The sequence below is a fragment of the Psychroflexus sp. S27 genome (assembly GCF_002810405.1).
Classification (GTDB): Bacteria; Bacteroidota; Bacteroidia; order Flavobacteriales; family Flavobacteriaceae; genus Psychroflexus; species Psychroflexus halocasei_A.
Map to the genome: position 1 here is coordinate 259,760 of NZ_NEXQ01000024.1, position 21,096 is coordinate 280,855.

A 21,096-nucleotide genomic window follows, 5' to 3' on the forward strand; every position below is an offset into this window, starting at 1 on the left:
ATAAACACAACATGAATTATGGCTGATTCTAAAACACCAGCGCAAATATTTGCCTGTTCACAATCAAAAGTTCTAGCAGAGAAAATTGCCAAAAGTTACGGCGTTCCATTAGGAAATGTGATTACGTCACACTTCAATGATGGCGAGTTTCAACCCTCTTTTGAGGAATCTTTGCGAGGCTCTCGCGTTTTTATCGTCGGCTCAACACATCCTTCGTCAGATAACTTGATGGAAATGTTGATGATGCTTGACGCAGCCAAACGTTCTTCAGCTCGACATATTACTGCAGTATTGCCGTATTTTGGATGGGCTAGACAAGATAGAAAAGACAAGCCACGTGTGCCAATTGCTGCAAAGCTTGTTGCAAAAATGCTGGAAACAGCCGGCGCAACACGTATTGTGACAATGGATTTACATGCTGATCAAATTCAAGGTTTTTTTGAGAAACCTGTTGATCACCTCTATGCGTCAACTATATTTTTGCCGTATTTAAAAAGTTTAAATCTTGAGAATATTACAATTGCATCACCAGATATGGGAGGCTCAAAAAGAGCTTATGCTTATTCTAAATTTTTACAAAGCGATGTTGTAATTTGTTATAAGCAGCGCGCCAAAGCAAATGTCATTTCTCACATGGAGCTGATCGGTGAAGTGAAAGGAAAAAACGTCATTTTAGTTGATGACATGGTTGATACAGCTGGGACATTGACGCATGCGGCCAATTTGATGATAGAAAGAGGAGCAAAGTCAGTGAGAGCGATTTGTACGCATCCTGTCTTATCGGGCGATGCTTATGCTTATGCTAAAATAGAAAATTCAGCATTAGAGGAATTAATTGTGACAGATAGTATTCCTTTAAAGCAAGAATCAAATAAGATTAAAGTGATTAGTTGTGCTGATCTTTTTGCAGATGTCATGAAGGCTGTTCACAACAATAAATCAATTAGTTCGAAATTTTTAATGTAATTTAATATATAATTTATGAAGTCAATCGAGATCAAAGGATCTAAAAGAGAAAGCGTAGGCAAGAAGAGTACAAAAGCCTTACGTAATGCTGGAGAGGTCCCTTGCGTACTTTACGGAGGGGAAGATAGTGTGGTTCATTTTCACGCGCCAGCAGCAGCGTTTAAAAGTTTGATTTACACATCTGACGTTCACACAGTAAAGTTAGTGATGAATGACGGAGTAAAGGCTAACGCAGTTTTACAGGATATTCAATTTCACCCTGTAACAGACGAAATTTTACACATGGATTTCTATCAGTTCTCTGATGATCAAGAAATCACAATGGAAATTCCTGTTCATTCAGAAGGAGTTCCTAAAGGTGTTAAAAACGGTGGAGTATTGAGGTTTAACTTACGTCGTATGACAGTAAGAGGTTTTGCAAGTAGCTTGCCAGATTATATCGTTGCTGATGTTACGCCACTTAAAATTGGTCAAAAACTTTATGTAACAAGTGTTGCAAGTGATGACTTTAATATTCTTCACCCAGATAACACAGTTATTTGTCAAGTAAGAACTTCTCGTAATTTAGTAACTGCTGAAGACGAAGAAGAAGGAGAAGAAGCAGCAGAAGGTGCAGAAGCGGCGACTGAAGAAAAAACTGAAGAATAAGAATTTAGTTTTAATTCTCTGAAAAGCATCCCTTACTCGGGATGCTTTTTTATTTTTACCAGATAAATTATTTTCAAATTTTATGAAAAAGTTTTTAGTTGTCGGTCTTGGTAACATTGGGCCTAAATATGAGAATACCAGACATAATATTGGATTCAAAATTTTAGATAGCTTTGCAGATAATCATGATTTAATTTTTGAAGACCAAAGATTAGGTGCTGTCACTAAATATCGGTTTAAAGGCCGAACATTTATTCTATTGAAGCCAAGTACTTTTATGAATTTAAGTGGAAAGGCAGTTCGTTATTGGCTTAACGAAGAAAATATTCCTCTTGAAAATTTGTTGGTTTTAACAGATGACATCAATTTAGATTTTGGCACTTTACGTCTGAAAGGAAAAGGAAGCGATGGCGGGCATAATGGTTTAAAGGATATCCAAAATTTAATGGGAACTCAAAAATATGCGCGTTTACGTTTTGGCGTTGGTGGAGATTTTTCAAAAGGGAATCAAGTGAACTACGTGCTTGGAGAATGGAGTCAAGAAGAAGATGACCAATTAAAAGAACGCCTTGAAAAATGTCAAGATTTAATCAAGTCATTTGGAACAGCTGGCTTAGCAAATACCATGAACTCTTATAACGGAAAATAAAGTGAAAGTTATTCATCATATTTCAGAATTCGATTCAAGTGAACAGACGATTGTAACCATTGGCACATTTGATGGTGTTCATATCGGACATAGAAAAATCATCAAAAGATTGATAGATGCAGCTAATCAAACAAATTCAAAATCAACCTTATTAACTTTCTTCCCGCATCCTAGAATGGTTTTGCAGCAAAACAGCGATCTGAAATTGATCAACACTCTTGAAGAAAAAGAGAAAATTTTAGCCCAAACGGGTTTAGATAACTTAATTATACAACCTTTTACGCTTGAGTTTTCTCGATTAAGAGCCGAAAATTACGTCAAAGACATTTTAGTTGATCAACTGAATGCAAAAAAGATCATTATTGGCTATGATCATCGATTTGGTAGAAATAGAACTGCCAATATTGATGATTTAAGAGACTTTGGTAAAAAATATAACTTTAGTGTTGAAGAGATTTCTAAACAGGATATTGACGAAGTCGCAGTAAGTTCAACAAAAATCAGGAATGCTTTAAATCAAGGTGATATTGAATTGGCAAATTCATACTTAACACAAGCTTTTCAATTAACAGGTGAGATTGTAAGAGGCAAAGGTTTAGGGAGAGAGTTAGGCTATCCTACGGCGAATTTGAAAATCAAAGAAGATTACAAATTAATACCAAGAGAAGGTGTATATGTTGTTCAATCAGAAATTGATGAAAAACTTTATTTTGGCTTGATGAATATTGGGACAAATCCAACATTTGATGAAGTTAATCAAAGTATAGAAACTTATTTCTTTGATTTAAATAAAGATTTATATAATCAAAAAATCTCTATACAGTTGCTAAAACGCTTGAGAGATGAACAGAAATTTGATGGGCCAAATCAACTAATTGAGGCAATGAATAAAGACAAAGAGCAAGCTTTAAATTATATAGATGCATTAAAAAATGCTTGATAGATTTCTATTTAAATCAGTTGATAATTCTGCTCTGGTTGTTTTTAGAGTTTTTTTTGGTGTCCTGATTTTTTTAGAATCATGGGGCGCAATCTTGACAGGCTGGGTAAGGCGGGTGTTAGTTGAGCCCGAATTTACCTTTAATTTTATAGGCTTTGATTTTTTGCAATATTTGCAAGGGCCTTATATGTATGTCCACTTTTTCATTATGGGTGTTTTTGGCATCATGGTGGCAGTTGGTTATCGGTATAGACTTAGTATTATTGGATTTACTGTTTTCTGGACGATTGCTTATTTGATGCAAAAATCTTCTTATAACAATCATTATTATTTATTAATTTTAATTTCTTTAATGATGTGCTTTTTCCCAGCGCATCGTTACCATTCGCTTGATGTTAAAAAAGGCTATGTCAAAGAATCTATTTCCATGCCAAATTGGGTGAATGTTTGGGTGATAACACAATTGTTTATCGTGTATAGTTTTGCATCTATCGCAAAATTATATCCAGATTGGCTTGATGCTTCTGTTGCTAAAATATTGATGGTATCTCGAAGTCATTATTGGATTATTGGCGATATACTTCAGAAGGACTGGACACATATCGTGGTTGCTTATTTCGGAATATTTTTTGATTTGCTCATCGTGCCTTTATTGTTATGGAAGAAAACGAGAAAAGCAGCATTTGTTTTTAGCATTTTCTTTCATTTGTTTAATAGTATCGTTTTTCAGATAGGCATCTTTCCTTATATGTCACTAGCATTTTCAGTTTTCTTTTTTCCACCTGAAAAAATAAGGCAGTTGTTTTTAAGAAAAAAAGAAAAATTTCAGGTTCTGAACTCAGAGATTGTCATAGCAAGTCGCCATCAATTGATCAAAACTTTTATTGTAATATGGATGATTGTCCAAATTGCTTTACCATTGCGTCATCATTTTATTAAAAATGATGTTTTATGGACAGAAGAAGCTCACAGAATGAGTTGGCGGATGATGTTAAGGTCGAAAACTTCATCAGTTCAGTTTTATATAAAAGATAAAAATGTTGATTACAAGCGTAAAGTTAATTTGAATGATTACCTGACACGAAAGCAACAGAGATCACTATCTAAACCTGATGTTTTTTGGCAATTTGTTCAACATTTAAAAAAGGAATATAAAAATCAGGATGTTGAGTTTTATGCAAATGCTCGCATAAAAGTTAATAATCAAAAATCAAGATATTTAGTTCATCCTGACCAGGAATTAAGCCAGCTGAAATGGAATTACTTCAAGCATAACGACTGGCTTTATTTAAAGGAATAATTAATCTTCCTTATCATCAGTATATTTGTCATATTCAGGATAAAGAAAATCATTGTAAGGAAAACGTGTGATATGTATTTCACGAACGGCTTCATAAACTTTCTTTTTAAAATCTTCCCAGTTCTCTTTTTCAGTTGCAGAAATAAATAAAACGCGATCTCCCATTTTATTCATCCAAGTTTGTTTCCATTCCTCTAGTGTGTAATGAGCTGAAGTTTTTTCAGTTTCTAAATCATCTTGCTCGATTTCTTCAGGTTCATAAGCATCAATTTTATTAAAAACCATAATGACAGGTTTATCTTGTGCTTTGATGTCTTTCATGATTTCATTGACAGATTCAATATGATCTTCAAAGTTTTTATGAGAAATGTCAACAACATGTAGAAGTAAATCGGCTTCTCTGACTTCATCAAGTGTTGATTTAAATGACTCGACCAATTGTGTTGGTAGTTTTCTGATAAACCCAACTGTATCTGTCAATAAAAAAGGAAGATTCCTGATCACAACTTTTCTGACTGTTGTGTCAAGTGTTGCAAAAAGTTTGTTTTCAGCAAAGACTTCACTTTTACTAATCACATTCATCAAGGTTGATTTTCCAACATTGGTGTAGCCAACTAAAGCAACTCTAACTAAACTTCCGCGATTACCTCGCTGAACAGACATTTGTTTATCAATCGTTTTTAGTTTCTTTTTAAGCAAACTTATTTTATCTCTAACGATTCTTCTATCGGTTTCAATTTCAGTTTCACCAGGGCCACGCATTCCAATACCGCCTCGTTGTCGCTCGAGGTGAGTCCAAAGACCAACAAGTCTAGGGAGTAAATACTCGTATTGAGCGAGCTCAACTTGTTTTCTAGCGTAACTTGTTTTGGCACGTTGCGCAAAAATATCAAGGATGAGATAAGTACGATCAACGACTTTACATTTAAGAATTTTCTCTATATTTTTTTGTTGAGCAGGCGTCAATTCATCATCAAAAATGGCTGAACCTATTTCATGCTCCTCAATATACTCTCGGATTTCTTCTATTTTACCAGTTCCAATAAAGGTTTTAGGATTAGGTGTGTCGAGTTTTTGTTGAAATCTTTTCTTGACTTTTCCACCAGCTGTGTAAGTTAAGAATTCTAATTCATCTAAATATTCTTTTGATTTTTCTTCATCCTGATGTTGGCTAATGATGCCTATTAAAACTGCAGATTCGTATTTTGTGGTTTGTTTTTCTATCATATAATAAATTGTGTGTGATGACAAAAATACTAAGAAAAAAGCAGATGTGTAAAACTTAAATTTAGGTCGTTTTTGTTAATATTTTTTGATTTCTAAACTTTTGAAACTAAATATTAACTTACTTCTAACATTTTTTATATATTCACGGACAAAATAAATGATCACCTCATGAAAAAAATTTTACTTATAACATTACTTTTTTGTTTACCCTATGTAGGCTATAGTCAAATAGGGGTTTTCGAGAACTTTAATTTAGGTTTACCTTCAGGTTGGCAAGCTAACACTGGAATGGGAAACTTTATGATTGATGATGTCGCTTCCTGTGAAGGGCAAAGTGCCAGGGTTACACTTACTGGTTTCTTTATTACCAATGCAGAATTGACATCAAAAAACATTGTTGGTCAGTCAAACGGAACTGATTTTGCACTTAACTTTGATTACAAAATTATAGACTCTCAAGACGAGTCTGCCTTTCCTGCAGGATGGGGAACAGCTGAGGTTCAATATTCATTGGACAATGGCGGAACATGGACGACATTCGGAACAATAGATGATTCAAACCACACAGTGTCTGACGCTTGTGCTGCTGCGCCAGAATTTACGATTCCTGCTGCAGACTTACCTGCGGGTTCTGATTTTAAAATGCGTTGGCTTATTACCAAAAATGCTGACAACTTTAGATTTTACATAGACAATGTTAGTGGATCTCAGGTATTAAATGATGCACCTGATTGTACACAACTTAATAATATTAATAACGGCGAAACTGATGTAAGTGTTACAACTGGACTAACATGGTCAGAGCCAGATGGTTTACCTGCTGGTTACAAAATTAGTATTGGTACGACTTCAGGAGGAACTGATTTTGCTGATAACGTAGATGTAGGGCCAAGTTTAAATTATACGCCACCAAACTCATTTGAGTTTTCAACTGATTATTATGTGACTGTTACTGCATACAACTCAGTTGGTGATGCAGTTAGTTGTGATGAAGTGATGTTTACAACTGAAGATGATCCTTTTGATGTAGCTACTGAAGTTACACCTAACGAAGGTAATTTTTGTGTTGATTTAGTTTCTTCAACTTTGAGTGGCACAAATGCATCAAGTTTTGATGTATCATGTGGAGGACCAGCTGTTCAAGAGGTTTGGTTTCAGTTTACAGCAACATCGGACAAACATATTTCTACTCTTTTAAATTACGCCGGATTCAATGCTCCATCACAGGCAGTTTATGATGGTCAAACAGCTCAGGAATTGTTTTGTAGCCAAGAATTTAACAATGGAGGAGATAGTGATGCAGTCGTTATGACAGATTTAGTTATTGGAAATACGTATTACATTCGTGCTTTTTCAGATTCGGCTTCTAACACAGATTTTGACTTATGTTTAACGACACCACAATTCGGTGAAGACAACGAATCTTGTGCTGATGCAGCGCCTTTCTGCGCACCTTATGATAATGATGGGAATGCTGAACCTTTAGTTTTTCCTAACGGATATTTCTACTTAAATGAAACTGTTGCTGAAGATGGACCTGACTATGGTTGTTTGGGGTCTGAGCCTAACCCAGCTTGGTATTTTGTACAAGTTCAAGAATCAGGTAATATCTCATTTAATATTACACAAAATACAGCTTTTGATGAAGATGGTAACCCAATTGGTGATGGTCTTGATGTTGACTTTATAGCTTACGGACCATTTGAAGATCCTGAAGGACAGTGTGGCGCAGCATTAGATAGCTCGGTTGAGGTTGATTGTAGTTACTTACCAGCTCCAGTTGAAGATTTTACGATTAATAATGCGCAAGAAGGAGAATATTACTTGGTTTTAATTACAAACTATAATCAGGCTCCAGGTTATATCAGTTTTGGTCAGACAAACTTTGGTGAAGCAGACGCAGGATCAACAAACTGTGATTTAGTCTTCAACAGTACAGTGAAAGGCTGTCCTGGAGAAACAGTGACATTAACATCAGAGTTTATTAATGTTCAAGATGGATTCCAATGGTTTAAATATAACGAACAAACTGATGAATGGGATTTAATACCTGGTGAGTACGAGGGAACTTATGAAACGACTGAGTCAGGAGACTATAAATTAAACAGTTTCGACTCTAATTTTGTTCAAGAGGTTGAAATATTCACAGTCGAATTCCAGCCAGAACCAGATGTAACGGTTCCGACAGATATGAGTTTATGTAATGGAGAGTTATTAACCTTAGATGCTGGTTTAGGAAATGCAGCTGAATACAGTGACATTAATTACCAGTGGTTACTTGACGGAAATGATATTGCAGATGGAACATCATCAACATTAGATATTAATGAAAGTGGAAATTATTCAGTTTTAATTGAAACAATAAATACCTCTCCTACAAGTGATCCACATATTTGTGAAACACTTATTGAGTTTCCAGTTCAAGGAGGTGACTTTATCGTTGATATCGGTCAAGATGAAGTGTTCTGTGATGCTGATACGCAAACAATAACTGCTAACATTACAGATGGTGATGCTGCAAACGCAACTTACTTATGGTCAACCGGAGAGACAACCGAATCAATTGATGTTTCAATTTCAGGTGTTTACGACGTTGAAGTGACAATAGACGGATGTTCAGTGACAGAAAATGTTGAGTATATTTTTAATGAATCACCAGTTATAGATTTAGGTGAAACAAATATTGTTTCTTGTGATATCGCTTCAGAAATGATTGATGCTACACCAAGTAATTATACAGATGCAGAAGTGACTTATGAGTGGTATTTAGACGGGACTTTAATGAGTGCTGAAACATCAGCAACATTATCTCCTTCTGATTATGGAGAGTATAAAGTAATTGTTACACCAAACGGAACGGGTTGTAGTTTTGAAGGAATCGTAACAATTCAAGAAAGAGATGATTTAGGTGTTGAAGTGACTTCTTCATTAGATTTAAACACGACATTAAATTACTGTGAGGATAATAGTGGAAATCCAGATATTCCAACTTATGAAACAACTTTAACAGCTGAGTTAATGAATGCTGATGCCTCTGATGTGACTTTTAAATGGTTCCAAAATGGAATGGAAATGAGTGGGGAAACTTCTTCTACAATTACTGTAACTTACGATAATGATGGTGCTTTTAGTGATGAATACTCTGTAGAAATAAGTATCCAAACATGTACAGCGACAAGTAACACTGTGTCAACAAATGTTGAAATTTCACCTTATGAGAATGCGGGATGTAAAATTACACAAGGTTTATCGCCAGATGAAACGCCAGGAGAGAATGATAAGCTAGACTTAGCATTCTTGAATGATAGAGCAGGTATCGCTAGCCTTGAGGTTTTTGATAGAAATGGGCGCTCTGTATTTTCACTTAACGATTACGTCGATGAGTTTAACGGTCAAAATGATGACGGAGATAAACTTGTTGGAGGAACTTACTTCTACGTTATTAAACTTAAGAAAGAAGATCCTATTTTCGGAAATGAAAAGAAAGGTTGGATTTACATCAAGCGTAAATAAATTATAATCAAGTTCCCGTTGATTTCTTAGCGGGAACTTTTTTAAAAACTTACTCATAAAATTAAATTTAGATACACATGAAAAAATTTTATATACTAACAGCCATACTCGTAACAATGCTGTTTAGTAAGCAATCAAATGCGCAACAAGACCCTCAGTACACACAATACATGTATAACATGAATGTGTTGAACCCAGCTTATGCGGGTTCAAAAGAGAGTCTATCAATAGGAATGCTTTACAGAGATCAGTGGTCTGGTATTGATGGCGCACCACAAACTTTTACTTTCGCAGCTCACTCACCTGTCGGTAATGGTTTAGGATTAGGAATATCAGGCGTGCAAGATCAAATTGGACCTGTAGAAGAAACAAATGTTTATGCAGACATTTCTTATACAATTGATTTAAATGCAAATCACAAACTTGCTTTTGGATTGAAAGCAGGTGCGACATTTCAAGATATTGGTTTTATTGATTTAGCTCAACAAAACGATGCAGCCTTTGAACCTAATGTTTCAGAATCATTTGCAAACTTAGGAGCAGGCCTTTTCTTATACTCAGATAAGTATTACGTAGGTTTATCAGTTCCAAACTTTTTATCTGAAACTTATTTAGATAAAAATGGACGTGGATTTGGAACACAAGAGCAGCATTACTTCTTAACGGCTGGTTATGTTTTTGATTTGAATGATAACATTAAATTCAAGCCCTCAACATTGGTGAAATCTGAATTTAGTTCATTTGTCTCTTTTGATGTCAATGCTAACTTCTTGTTTTATGATAGATTTGAGATTGGCGCTTCTTACAGATATGAAGATGCCGTTAGTGGTTTAATGAGTGTGAAAGCAACAGATTGGTTACAACTTGGCTTCGCTTACGACTCATCAACCAATGACTTGAACGAGCCTTCTTATGAAGCCTTTGTTATTTTCGATATTTTCTTTAAGAAGAAAACATTCATTTCACCTCGATACTTCTAAAACACAAGATATTACAACTATGAAAACATTATATATATTTTTATTGAGTTTTGTTGTCTGTACAACAGCTTTACATGCTCAAAACAAAAACACCAAAAAAGGTGATAAACACTTTGATAGACTTGAGTTTGTTGATGCGATAAAGGATTACGAAAAGCTCATCAAGAAAGGAAAAGCTGATGCTTACGTCTATAAGCAATTAGCAATCTCAAACTATAAAATTTATAAAACTAAAAAAGCTGAAACTTATTACAAGCGTTATTTAAGAATGGACAAAAATGCTTCAGCAAAAGATCATTTAGCTTATGCACAAACACTTTTGGCTAATGAAAAATTAGACGAGTTTAAATCTGCAATGCAGAAATTTGCTCAAATGGATCCTCAAGATGACAGAGCTAAGGCATTTAAACAGAATCCAGATTATGTTTCTAAATTATTGTTTATGGAACCAAAGTTCGAAGTTGGTAAATCTGATTTAAGTTCAAACGTTTCTGATTTTGGTGCTTATGAGCATGACGGTAAACTTTACTTTGTTTCTGCTAGAAATAAATCAAGAAGAACTTATGGTTGGAATGATCAACCAACACTTGATGTTTTTGTTGCGCAAAATGTTGGCGGAACTTTTAAAGATGAAGCAGGTGTTGAAGGTGATGTGAATTCTAAATTTCATGAAGGAACAATTGCAATTACAAGCGATGGTAAAACAATTTATTTCACACGTAATGATTATGTTGATGGTGATTATGAAAAAGATGAAGAAGGTATAAACCAACTGAAGCTTTTTATGGCAACCAAAAGAAATAACGAGTGGGTTGATGTCAAGCCTTTACCGTTCAACAGTTCTGAATATTCAACAGGTCATCCAGCTTTAAGCCCAGATAACAAAACGCTTTACTTTTCAAGTGATCGTCCAGGTGGTCAAGGTCAATCAGATCTTTATAAGGTAGAAGTTAAAGGAAAAGGAAAATTTGGTGAGCCTAAAAATTTGGGAGACAAAATCAACACGCCAGGTCGTGAAAGCTTCCCATTTGTTGATGCTGATGACAAACTTTATTTCTCAAGTGATGGACATTTAGGAATTGGTGGTCTTGATGTGTTTTATACAACAATCAAAAATGGACAAATAGATGAACCACGTAACATTGGTAAGCCAATTAATTCTTCAGCTGATGATTTTGCATTTACTTTTAAATCTTCAATGAAGTCAGGTTACTTTGCTTCTAATAGAGGAAATGATCCATTAAATGATAACATTTATGTTGCTGAATTAATAGAGCCATTAGACCAAACAGAAGTTATTGTCACTGTACTTAATGAAGATACAAATGAGCCAGTTGTCAAAGCTGAAGTTATTATCTATGATGAAGATGAAAGCGAAATAGACGCATTAAAGACTGATTTAGCAGGTGAGGCAAACACAATTGTATTGTCTAGCATGGATTATGATATTCAGGTGAACAAAGAAGATTTTGAAAGTTCATCTCAACGTATTTCAGCTGAAGGAGAGCAAATGATGGTTGAAATTATGTTGACACCAGTTGAAGAAATTATCAAAGAACGTTCAATTTCTTTAGAGAATACTTTCTTTGAATTTGATAGTGCTAAAATTCGTCCAGAAGCAGCTTTAGAATTAGATAATGTTGCTAAAGTGATGAAAAAACATGAAGATATTCGTATCAAAATAACAAGTCACACTGACCGCAGAGGTCCTGCATCTTACAACAAAACTTTATCAGAAGAACGTGCGAAAAGCACAATTGAATACCTTGTCTCAAAAGGAATTGATGCTTCACGTTTAGAAGGTGAAGGTATGGGTGAAGAAGAATTTTTAGTTGATTGCGGAAGTAACTGTACTGAAGATGATCACAGAAAAAACAGACGTTCAGAGTTTGAGATTATCGAATAAACACGATTAAATTTAAGTTATAGCAAAGCCTCAGTCTTATCATAAAGATTGGGGCTTTTGTTTTAAATGTATTATATTTATTAATATTTAATCATCAATATACTTATGTCAAAACGCAGCTGTCAAGAATGTGAAGAGTCGATATCTGGTCGAAGTGATAAACGCTTCTGTTCTGATTATTGCAGAAATGCTTTTAATAACAGGCATAACCGAGATAGCACAAACTTGATCAGGAATACAAACAATCAGCTGCGCAAAAATTACAGAATCCTTCAAAAGTATAATCCTGATAAAAAAATAAGTGTTCCAAAATCTAAATTATTAAGAGATGGCTTTGATTTTACGTTATTTACAAGTACTTATCAAACCAAAAAAGGACATATCTATTACTTTGTTTACGATCAAGGTTATTTACCTATCAATAATGATTACTTGTCATTAGTTAAAAGGGACTAAGATGCGTACTTTTTTTCATCTCCTATCTTTTATTTTTCTTGTCTTTATTGTTTGGCTAAGTTTTGATTTGCTGTCGCCTCAGCCTGAATATAATTCTCAAAATACAGAGCTTTTTTCTATTAAAGAAGCAAAAAGTCATGTCAAAGAAATTGCCAATAAACCACATTTTGTTGGCTCTGATGAGCATTCGAAAGTCAGGAATTATATTTTAAATGAATTATTCGATTTAGGCATTTCTGCCCATACACAGCAAGGGATGAGTTTAAATAAAGATGCTGTTTTCACAATTCCTGAAAATATTGTTGCGCATATTCCTGGGACAGGTCAATCTCAGAAATCTCTTCTTATTTTAACACATTACGATTCTGCGCCACATTCATCGTATGGTGCAAGTGATGATGCTTCAGGAGTCGCCGTTATTTTAGAATTACTGAGAATTATTAAAGAGAATAAACAGACTTTTAAAAACGACATCATTGTTTTGTTTTCCGATGCTGAAGAATTGGGTTTAAATGGCGCTCAACTTTTTGTTGAAAAACACCCCTTAGCTAAAGATATTGGTTTGGTTCTCAATTTTGAAGCCAGAGGAAGTGGAGGGCCAAGTAATATGATTCTAGAAACCAATCATGGTAATGCAAATCTCATCAAGGATTTTTCTAAAATTAAAATGAATCAACCGCTCACGAATTCATTGATGTATAGCGTTTATAAACTCTTACCCAATGATACTGATGCAACGGTTTTTAGAGAAGAAGCTGATATTCCAAGTTTCTTTTTTGCTTTTATCGATGATCATTTTGATTATCATTCGGCTTTAGATAAACCTGAAAACTTGGATGATGAAAGTCTTTTGCATCAATTTCAGTACTTACAAGCAAGTGTTAATCAGTTTGGAGATTCAGATCTTATTGAACTTTTAGTTGAAGATGATCACGCTTATTTCAGTTTACCTTTCATAGGTATTATCCATTTCGATTATTTTTGGGCGTGGCCTTTGTTAGCTTTTGCAATTTTGCTTTATGTGTTTCTTATTTATCAGAGTCACAAAACTGAAAATCTAAGATGGCGACGGTTCATCAAGCATATTCTTATTTGGCTGTTTTTATTATTTGGTGTGAGTGTGTTGCTATATGGTTTATGGCAGCTCATTTTAAATTTATATCCTTCATATTCTGAGATTTTACATGGTTTTACATACAACGGACATGATTATATTTTTGGCTTTAGTTTACTGACAATTGCAATTTTATTATTTGTTTTTTATAGATTTTCAAGACGAAGCATTGTCAATGAAGTGACTTTGTCTGGACTATTCTTATGGTTGATGCTGATTTTTTTTATCAATATTTATTTAAAAGGTGCCACCTTTTTCATTATCCCACTGCTCATTTCACAGCTCATATTACTCGTTGATATGATGAGGTTTAAATTAAAAGGCGTTTTAAAAAATTTATTAGCCATTCCTGTTATCTCCATATTATCTCAATATGTTTTATTTTTTCCTGTCGGTTTAGGCTTAGAAATGTTGATGTTAAGCGGCTTTTTTATCATCTTAATTTTCATATTAATCTATCCAATTCTTCATTCTTATAATTTTAAAAAGATACTTTCTGTTGTGTTCTTGATAGGAGGGTTTTTCTTTCTAGTAAAAGCACATTTCAATTCCAGTTTCACAGAAAGTCAACCGAAACCTAATTCGCTGATTTATCACGCCGATTTAGATGAACAAAAAGCTTATTGGCATACTTATGATGACGTTTTAGACGAATGGACATCTCCTTGTTTTAAGGATGATTTGAATGCTGTGAAAAATCCTTTAATTCAAAGCAAATATAACTCTCAATTTACGCACACTGCTAAAGCTGAGTTTTTAGATTTTCCTTCAGCAAAAACATCAATTGAAAAATTGAAAAATGAAAATGGTATTCTAAGTTATCAGCTAAAAATAAAACCTTCAGAAAACACTAAACGTCTTATTGTTTCAATGAATAAGAGTGTGAATTTTGAAAATTTCTCTGTTAATGGTGAGACAATTTCTCAAAAGGATTCTGCTTTTATTCATCCTTTTTATAATAGAAATAAATCGACTGTAATCGATTATTACGTTGTGCAAAATGAAGCTTTGGAACTTAACTTTAGTTTAAAAGAGAATTTGCATCCAGATTTATATATTCGTCAAATTAATTATGATTTGCTTGATAACGCGCAGCTTAAAGTATCGAAAAGGTCGAATTGGATGATGCCAAAACCTTTTGTGATCAATGACGCAATCATGACAACGCAAAAAATAAAAATACAATGAAAATTGGAGTTTTAGGGTGCGGCTGGCTAGGCTTGCCACTAACGACACATTTAAAAAACGAAAAGAATAAGGTTTCGGGAACAACCACGCAACAAGAAAAATTAAGTCTTCTTGAGAATGAAGGTATTAAAGCTTTTCAGATAGAAATCACTCCAAAATTAATCAAAGGTGATATAGGTTCCTTTTTGGAAAATCTAGATGCACTCATTATTGATTTTCCACCACGAATCAGGTCGAGATCATCAGATTTATTTTTAGAAGAAATGAATCTTCTTATTAATAAATTAAATCAGTATAAAAAAATTCAGAAAATCATTTATATCAGTTCAACTTCTGTGTTTAAAGATACTGAAGGGTTTAAAACTTATGATGAAGCTTATTTGTTTTCAGATTATGAAAGAAAAGATAATCCACTTTTAAAAGCGGAAAATTTACTACTCGAAAATTTAGGAAAGCGACTTAAAGTATTAAGATGCGGTGGATTAATTGGTCATGATCGTCACCCTGTTAAATATTTATCTGGTCGAAAAGATATTGCAAATCCTGATGCGCCAGTTAATATGACTTATCAAAAAGATGCAATTTTGATTTGCCAAGAGTTAATCAATAATTTTGATAAACTTGAAAATTATGTTTTTCATGCTGTTCATCCCGAAGAAATATCCAGAAAAGAATTTTACCAAAAAGCGGCTCAAGATTTTTCTTTAGAAAAGCTAGAATTTGATCATCAAAAAAAACAAAAGGGGAAGCGAATTTTATCAACACACACCTTAAATCAGCTGAATATTGAAATGAAATAAGCGTTTGGTGCTTCTATGATATAAAACGACCTAAAGTTCTTATCAACTTTAGGTCGTTTTTAGTTTAAATGATGAGTAAAAGTAATTTTAGCCGTTATGCGCAACAACCTCGCTCACCGAGTCACCCAACATTTCTTTAAGCATAGTCTCAATACCGTTTTTTAAAGTAATGGTTGATGAAGGGCAACCGCTACAAGCGCCTTGTAAAATGACTTCAACTTGTTTTGAGTTTTCATCGTAGGTTTTAAAAGCAATATTACCACCATCACTCGCCACTGCAGGCTTGATGTATTCATCTAAGATTTCAACAATTTTCTTGGAGATATCATCGAGTTGACTGACATCAATTTTTGGTGCAGAGCTGCTTTTTTCTGAATCAGATTTTGGTGAAACAGCACCAGTTCTGACGATATCACCTCCGTCTTCAATATAAGTTCTGATAAATTCACGTAATTCCAAAGTCACATCATCCCATTCAGCCATATCGTATTTTTGAATTGAGATATAATTGGAGTCAACAAAAACCTCCTTAACAAAAGGGAAATGAAAGAGCTTTTCAATCATAGGCGCATTCTCCGTTTCGTCTATGTTTTTGAATTCTGCCATTTCGATGACCAACTTTTTATTAGCCACAAATTTCATCACAGCAGGATTAGGTGTGCTTTCTGCATAAACTGTAACAGGCACTTTTTTCTTGTCGTTTTCTACTTCTTTTACGACTTCTTGACCTGACTCTAAAAACTCTTTTATCAGCTCAGAAACGTCTCCAGAAACATCATCCCATTCAGCAATATTGTACTTCTCTACGCCAATATAGTTTTGAGAAATGAATACTGTTTTAACAAATGGAAGATAGAAAAGTTTAGTCGCTAATGGAGAAATTTGAGCTTCTTCTATATTTTTAAATTCAAAGGAATTGTTTTTGGTTAAAAAAACGTTAACTTCGAATTTGAAAATTGTAGGTTTATTTGTAGGTTTGGCATCAACTGAAAATGATTGCATATTTATAACATTTTAGTTACAAAATTACAAAAATATTGACTCATGACCTGCGATTAAACAATTAGTTTAATGATGAAAAATTTACTCTTTACTTTTTTAATTTTGACTTCATTGTCAGTATTTTCTCAGGAAATAATCATGACTGATAGTGAGACGACGTTTACAGATACAGGAACTTTTTATGATTCAGGAGGGCCTGATAGCGGTATAGAGGCTGTTACATCTGTGCACACAATTTGTCCTGAAACAAACGGGACACTAATCGTTGCGAAATTTCAAGAGTTTTTAATTGGAGCGGCATCTCTTAAAATTTATGATGGTGACACAAATACTTCTCCTTTAATTGGTGTTTACAACGGAATTAATTTAGAAGGAGTAAATGAAGAATTGGTGTCAATGACAGCGAGTGATGCTAATCCAACTGGATGCTTGACTTTTGAGTTCTCTTCAATTGATGCTAATCCTATTTATACAGGTTGGATTGCTGATATCTCTACACGTGAACCTTGTCAGTCATACAATATGGGAATCAATACAGGATTTGATAACACGGGAAGCGTTGCTGTTGGCGAACAACTTGATTTTTTTGCTGATGTCACACCTTCATCAGGTATATATGATAACTTAACTTATACTTGGGATTTTGGAGATGGAACTCCTAATCAAGAAGGAGCAAACGTTTCACACGGGTTTAATTCTATAGGGACTTTTACAGTGACTTTAGCTGTTGAAGACGAATTTGGTTGTGCCGGAACACCTTTTACAATAAACGTCACCACTGAAGCACGTTATATTTCTGTTGAAGCAGGTTTTCCTTATAATAATTATTCCGCATCAACTCAGTTTGATGTTGTCACACCAAATACTGGCCGTGAAGTAACGATTGACTCAACTAGTGCTCTTGTCAGAGATATTTTGGTTGATAATGATTGTGCAAACCTTGATAATATTACTTTTTCAGGAAACACTAGCGCTGCGAGCATAGGTTATTTTAATAGAAATAATTCTGGTTTTGGTATTGATGAAGGTATTGTGATTACAACAGGTGTTGCAGCTAACTCCCCAGGTCCACACAACGGTACTTTAAGCGATGGTTCTTGGGCAGGTGATTCAGATTTAGAAAATGTAATTCCAGATTTAACATCCAAAGATGCCTCTATCTTAGAGTTTGATTTTGTAGCAGCTTCAACAACTCTAAATTTTGATTTTGTTTTTGCTTCTGAAGAATATGGATTTTATCAATGTGATTATTCTGATTCTTTTGCTTTCTTATTAACAAATCTAGATACTGGAGAAACACAAAACATAGCTATCGTTCCAGGAACAAATGATCCGATATCGGTGACAACAATTAGAGATCAAGCACATAACGGAAGTTGTAACTCCCAAAATGTTGAATATTTTGATGCTTATTACGGATCAGGTGGTGATGGAGTTGCTGATCCAATCGCTTATAGAGGTTACACAGTTGTGATGACAGCTGAAGCTGATTTAGTCCCAGAAACTGAATACCATATCAAGATGGTTATTGCAGATCGAGGTGATAATAACTTTGATTCAGCGATCTTTTTATCAGCCGGAACTTTTGATTTTGGAACTTTAGATTTAGGTGATGATATTCTTTTGGGAAGTGAAGAAGCGGCTTGTGAAGGTGAAACAATTACTTTAGACGTTTCATCAACAATAGATTTGCCTGATGATGTTGAAATTAAATGGTTTAAAGATGATGAACTAATAGCAGGAGAGTCAGGCTTTACTCTTGATGTTTCAGATCCAGGCCTCTATGGTGTTAGTTATGATTTGGGTAATTGTGAATTAACTGCTGAGATACTTGTTGAGTTTTACCCAACACCAATTCCTGAACCAGCTCCAATTGATTTAACACAATGTGAGGGTAACCCTTTTGATTTGACGATCAATAGTCCGAATATGATTGATCCGGGAGATGATTTAAGCGACTTTCAAATTAAGTACTTTACAACTTTAGAAGATGCAGAAAATAATACAAACCCAATTACAAACCCAGATAACTTCACTTTTCAAGGGACAACAATGCCGATTTTTGCGCGTGCAGAAGGTTTTGTTTTAAATCAGTTAACGGGTTGTATTGAGATTGCTGAGTTTCAAATTACTTACCAAGATCTTGAAATCTCTGATGAATTAACCAATTTACGACAATGTAATGACTATTCAGTACCAGTATATTTTGATTTGACTAATATTGAAATTCCTGAAAATCTGAATGGACAAAACCCTAATAATCTTGTATTTAAATACTTTTTAACTCAAGATGATGCTGAAGCTGGGACAAGCCCAATTTCGGGTAACCCTACGAATAATGATGTTGAAAACTATGAAGCTACAGAAGATACAGAAATTTTTGTAAGCGTTTTAGATCCAAGTACAGTCGGTTGTTTTGATACCGGAAGTTTTATCCTAAAAGTTGACAATGTCAGAATTGGCGATTTAACAACGACAGATGTTATTGAAGAATGTCAAGATCCAAACACAGGAACAACAGTTTTTGATTTATCAGTAAAAACAAATCCTGCTTTAGATGGGCAAGACGCAAATGATTATAGCGTGTATTATTACTCATCAGAAGATGCAGCTTTAATTAATAATGCCGAATCAGCAATTAACGATATTCAAGCTTACACAATTTCAGATTTAGGTCAGAAAACAATTTATGTGAATGTTGTTAATGATGAAAATACAAGCTGTTTTGAAACTTCTTCATTCCTTATAGAAGCTTTTGAAACACCTCTTGTAGAAAATACAATTGATCTTGAAGAGTGTGGAGATTTTAGCTTAACACAAACATTTGATTTAACTCAAAATGAATCTGAAGTTGTTGGTTCACAAACAGGAAATTATCAAGTTTCATATTATTTAACTGAAGCTGATGCAGCTGCTGGTAATAATAGTTTAACTTCTGCAGGAGAGGATGTCACAGCTTATTCACCAATTAATGCAACTCAAGATATTTTTATAAGAATTGAAAATTCAGATTTAGCAAGCTGTTACTCAATAGGTAGTTTTCAGATTATTATTCATGATGTTGAAGTTGCTGCAGTTCATGCTTTAGAATCATGTATAGACCCTGTTTCTGGAGTTGCAAATTATGATTTGACATCCGCTCAAGATATCTCTTTAGGAAATAACCAAAGTTTAGATTCACATCAGGTCAATTATTACAATCAAGCTGGAGATTTGATTAATACGCCAGAAGATTATGATATTAATGTTGAGGAATCTATAACAATTGAAATATTAAATTCAAACAATACAACTTGTACAGCCACGTCAAGCTTTGAGTTATTGATTACGCCTCAGCCAACAGTTTCTGTTGCACCAACTTTAGAAGTTTGTATAGACTTTGAAAATGATGCTAATTCTCAAGTTGATTTAACTGTTCAGGATGCATTTATCAATGCTGATGGAACAGGCGATGTAGTTGCCTACTATGCAACTGCTGCAGATTTTAATAATGAAAATCCTATTCAAAATCCAGATGCGTATACTTTAAACGCTTCTCAAACAGAAGTTTTTGCAGCTGTCATCAATACGGCATCTAGTTGTCGTTCTGAAATGACAAGCTTTGCGCTTGATAACGTAATCCCTTTAGTAGATATTTCTGATAGTGATGGTAAATCAGTTTGTATCGATGAAAATGGCGATTTAGTCATAACTGAAACATCACCGCCAGTAATAGAAACAGGCATGTCAGAAGTTGATTTTGACTTTGAATGGCTTTTAGATGGGCAATTAATTCCAGGTGAAACTTCGTCTAATATTACAGCAGAGACACCTGGAGAGTACACTGTAATTGTTTCAAATGCATTATCAGGCATTGCTTGTGAAAATACTTCAACAGCAACTATTCTAGAAAGTGGACAAATAGACTTTGAACTCAATATTTTAACAGATGCCTTCCAAAATAATGAGCATGCTATTGGCGTTATAATAACTGATATAGGTTTGGGCGATTATGAATTTAGATTAGATTACGGTGATTGGTTTGATCTTGAAGAAGGACAAACTGAAATTATTTTTAATAATGTTGTCGGAGGTGAACACACTGTGACAGCTAGAGATAAATTTGGTTGTGGCCTTGAAAAGAAAACAATCACCTTGATTGATTTCCCAGAATTTTTTACACCTAATGAAGATGGCTATAACGATACTTGGAATATCACAAACTTTGATCAACCAGATGCTGAAATTATAATTTATGACCGCTACGGTAAACATATTTATACAATGACATCATCTGACACAGGTTGGGATGGTCGTTATCAAGGAGAATTGCTTCCGTCTAATGATTATTGGTTTACAATTACTTATATTGAACCGCGAACAGAACAAACTAAAACATTTAAATCTCACTTTACATTAAAACGATAA

General features: G+C 34.2%; 14 protein-coding genes. 12 read left to right on the forward strand and 2 right to left on the reverse strand.

Going from position 1 to position 21,096, the window contains the following annotated elements:
- Window positions 1–18 precede the first annotated feature (18 nt).
- The 5 genes from CAP47_RS08975 to CAP47_RS08995 all read left to right on the forward strand — a co-directional run bounded on the left by CAP47_RS08975 (window position 19) and on the right by CAP47_RS08995 (window position 4,503).
- Window positions 19–966, forward strand: a complete 948-nt coding sequence (locus CAP47_RS08975; protein ID WP_100776314.1) for a ribose-phosphate pyrophosphokinase — start codon at window positions 19–21, stop codon at window positions 964–966.
- 15 nt (window positions 967–981) lie between these two features.
- Entirely contained in the window at window positions 982–1,614 is a 633-nt protein-coding gene (locus tag CAP47_RS08980; RefSeq protein ID WP_100776315.1) for a 50S ribosomal protein L25/general stress protein Ctc, read from the forward strand.
- Window positions 1,615–1,696: 82 nt separating this feature from the next.
- On the forward strand, window positions 1,697–2,263 hold the full coding sequence (gene pth / locus CAP47_RS08985; protein ID WP_100776316.1) for an aminoacyl-tRNA hydrolase: 567 nt from the start codon (window positions 1,697–1,699) through the stop codon (window positions 2,261–2,263).
- 1 nt (window position 2,264) lies between these two features.
- Window positions 2,265–3,203, forward strand: coding sequence for a bifunctional riboflavin kinase/FAD synthetase (locus tag CAP47_RS08990; protein WP_100776317.1), 939 nt, complete (start codon window positions 2,265–2,267; stop codon window positions 3,201–3,203).
- Window positions 3,196–4,503, forward strand: coding sequence for an HTTM domain-containing protein (locus tag CAP47_RS08995; protein ID WP_100776318.1), 1,308 nt, complete (start codon window positions 3,196–3,198; stop codon window positions 4,501–4,503). Before CAP47_RS08990 ends, CAP47_RS08995 begins: the two co-directional genes overlap by 8 nt.
- On the opposite strand, the gene hflX is transcribed toward CAP47_RS08995, so the two are convergent.
- The gene (hflX, locus tag CAP47_RS09000) at window positions 4,504–5,730 is read right to left on the reverse strand and encodes a GTPase HflX (protein ID WP_100776319.1); all 1,227 of its coding nucleotides are present in this window, start codon (window positions 5,728–5,730) and stop codon (window positions 4,504–4,506) included.
- A gap of 168 nt (window positions 5,731–5,898) precedes the next feature.
- Between hflX and CAP47_RS09005 the strand changes: the two genes are divergently transcribed.
- The 6 genes from CAP47_RS09005 (at window position 5,899) to CAP47_RS09030 (ending at window position 15,687) form a co-directional block, all read left to right on the forward strand.
- A complete protein-coding gene (locus tag CAP47_RS09005; protein ID WP_100776320.1) occupies window positions 5,899–9,243 on the forward strand; it encodes a gliding motility-associated C-terminal domain-containing protein in 3,345 nt (1,114 codons plus the stop codon).
- A gap of 77 nt (window positions 9,244–9,320) precedes the next feature.
- Window positions 9,321–10,223 (forward strand): type IX secretion system membrane protein PorP/SprF, encoded by a 903-nt coding sequence (locus CAP47_RS09010; protein ID WP_100776321.1) that lies wholly within the window; start codon window positions 9,321–9,323, stop codon window positions 10,221–10,223.
- Window positions 10,224–10,242: 19 nt separating this feature from the next.
- The gene (locus CAP47_RS09015; protein ID WP_100776544.1) at window positions 10,243–12,129 is read left to right on the forward strand and encodes an OmpA family protein; all 1,887 of its coding nucleotides are present in this window, start codon (window positions 10,243–10,245) and stop codon (window positions 12,127–12,129) included.
- A gap of 105 nt (window positions 12,130–12,234) precedes the next feature.
- Window positions 12,235–12,585, forward strand: a complete 351-nt coding sequence (locus CAP47_RS09020; RefSeq protein ID WP_100776322.1) for a hypothetical protein — start codon at window positions 12,235–12,237, stop codon at window positions 12,583–12,585.
- A 1-nt stretch (window position 12,586) separates the two neighbouring features.
- On the forward strand, window positions 12,587–14,887 hold the full coding sequence (locus CAP47_RS09025) for a M20/M25/M40 family metallo-hydrolase (protein ID WP_100776323.1): 2,301 nt from the start codon (window positions 12,587–12,589) through the stop codon (window positions 14,885–14,887).
- Window positions 14,884–15,687, forward strand: coding sequence for a short-chain dehydrogenase (locus CAP47_RS09030; protein ID WP_100776324.1), 804 nt, complete (start codon window positions 14,884–14,886; stop codon window positions 15,685–15,687). The genes CAP47_RS09025 and CAP47_RS09030 overlap by 4 nt, the downstream gene beginning before the upstream one ends.
- Before the next feature lie 87 nt (window positions 15,688–15,774).
- Here CAP47_RS09030 and CAP47_RS09035 read toward each other — a convergent pair whose 3' ends face one another.
- Window positions 15,775–16,689: a NifU family protein gene (locus tag CAP47_RS09035; RefSeq protein WP_100776325.1), complete on the reverse strand. Its 915-nt coding sequence runs from the start codon at window positions 16,687–16,689 to the stop codon at window positions 15,775–15,777.
- A gap of 72 nt (window positions 16,690–16,761) precedes the next feature.
- On the opposite strand from CAP47_RS09035, the gene CAP47_RS09040 reads away from it, so the two are divergent.
- A complete protein-coding gene (locus CAP47_RS09040; RefSeq protein ID WP_192869978.1) occupies window positions 16,762–21,096 on the forward strand; it encodes a choice-of-anchor L domain-containing protein in 4,335 nt (1,444 codons plus the stop codon).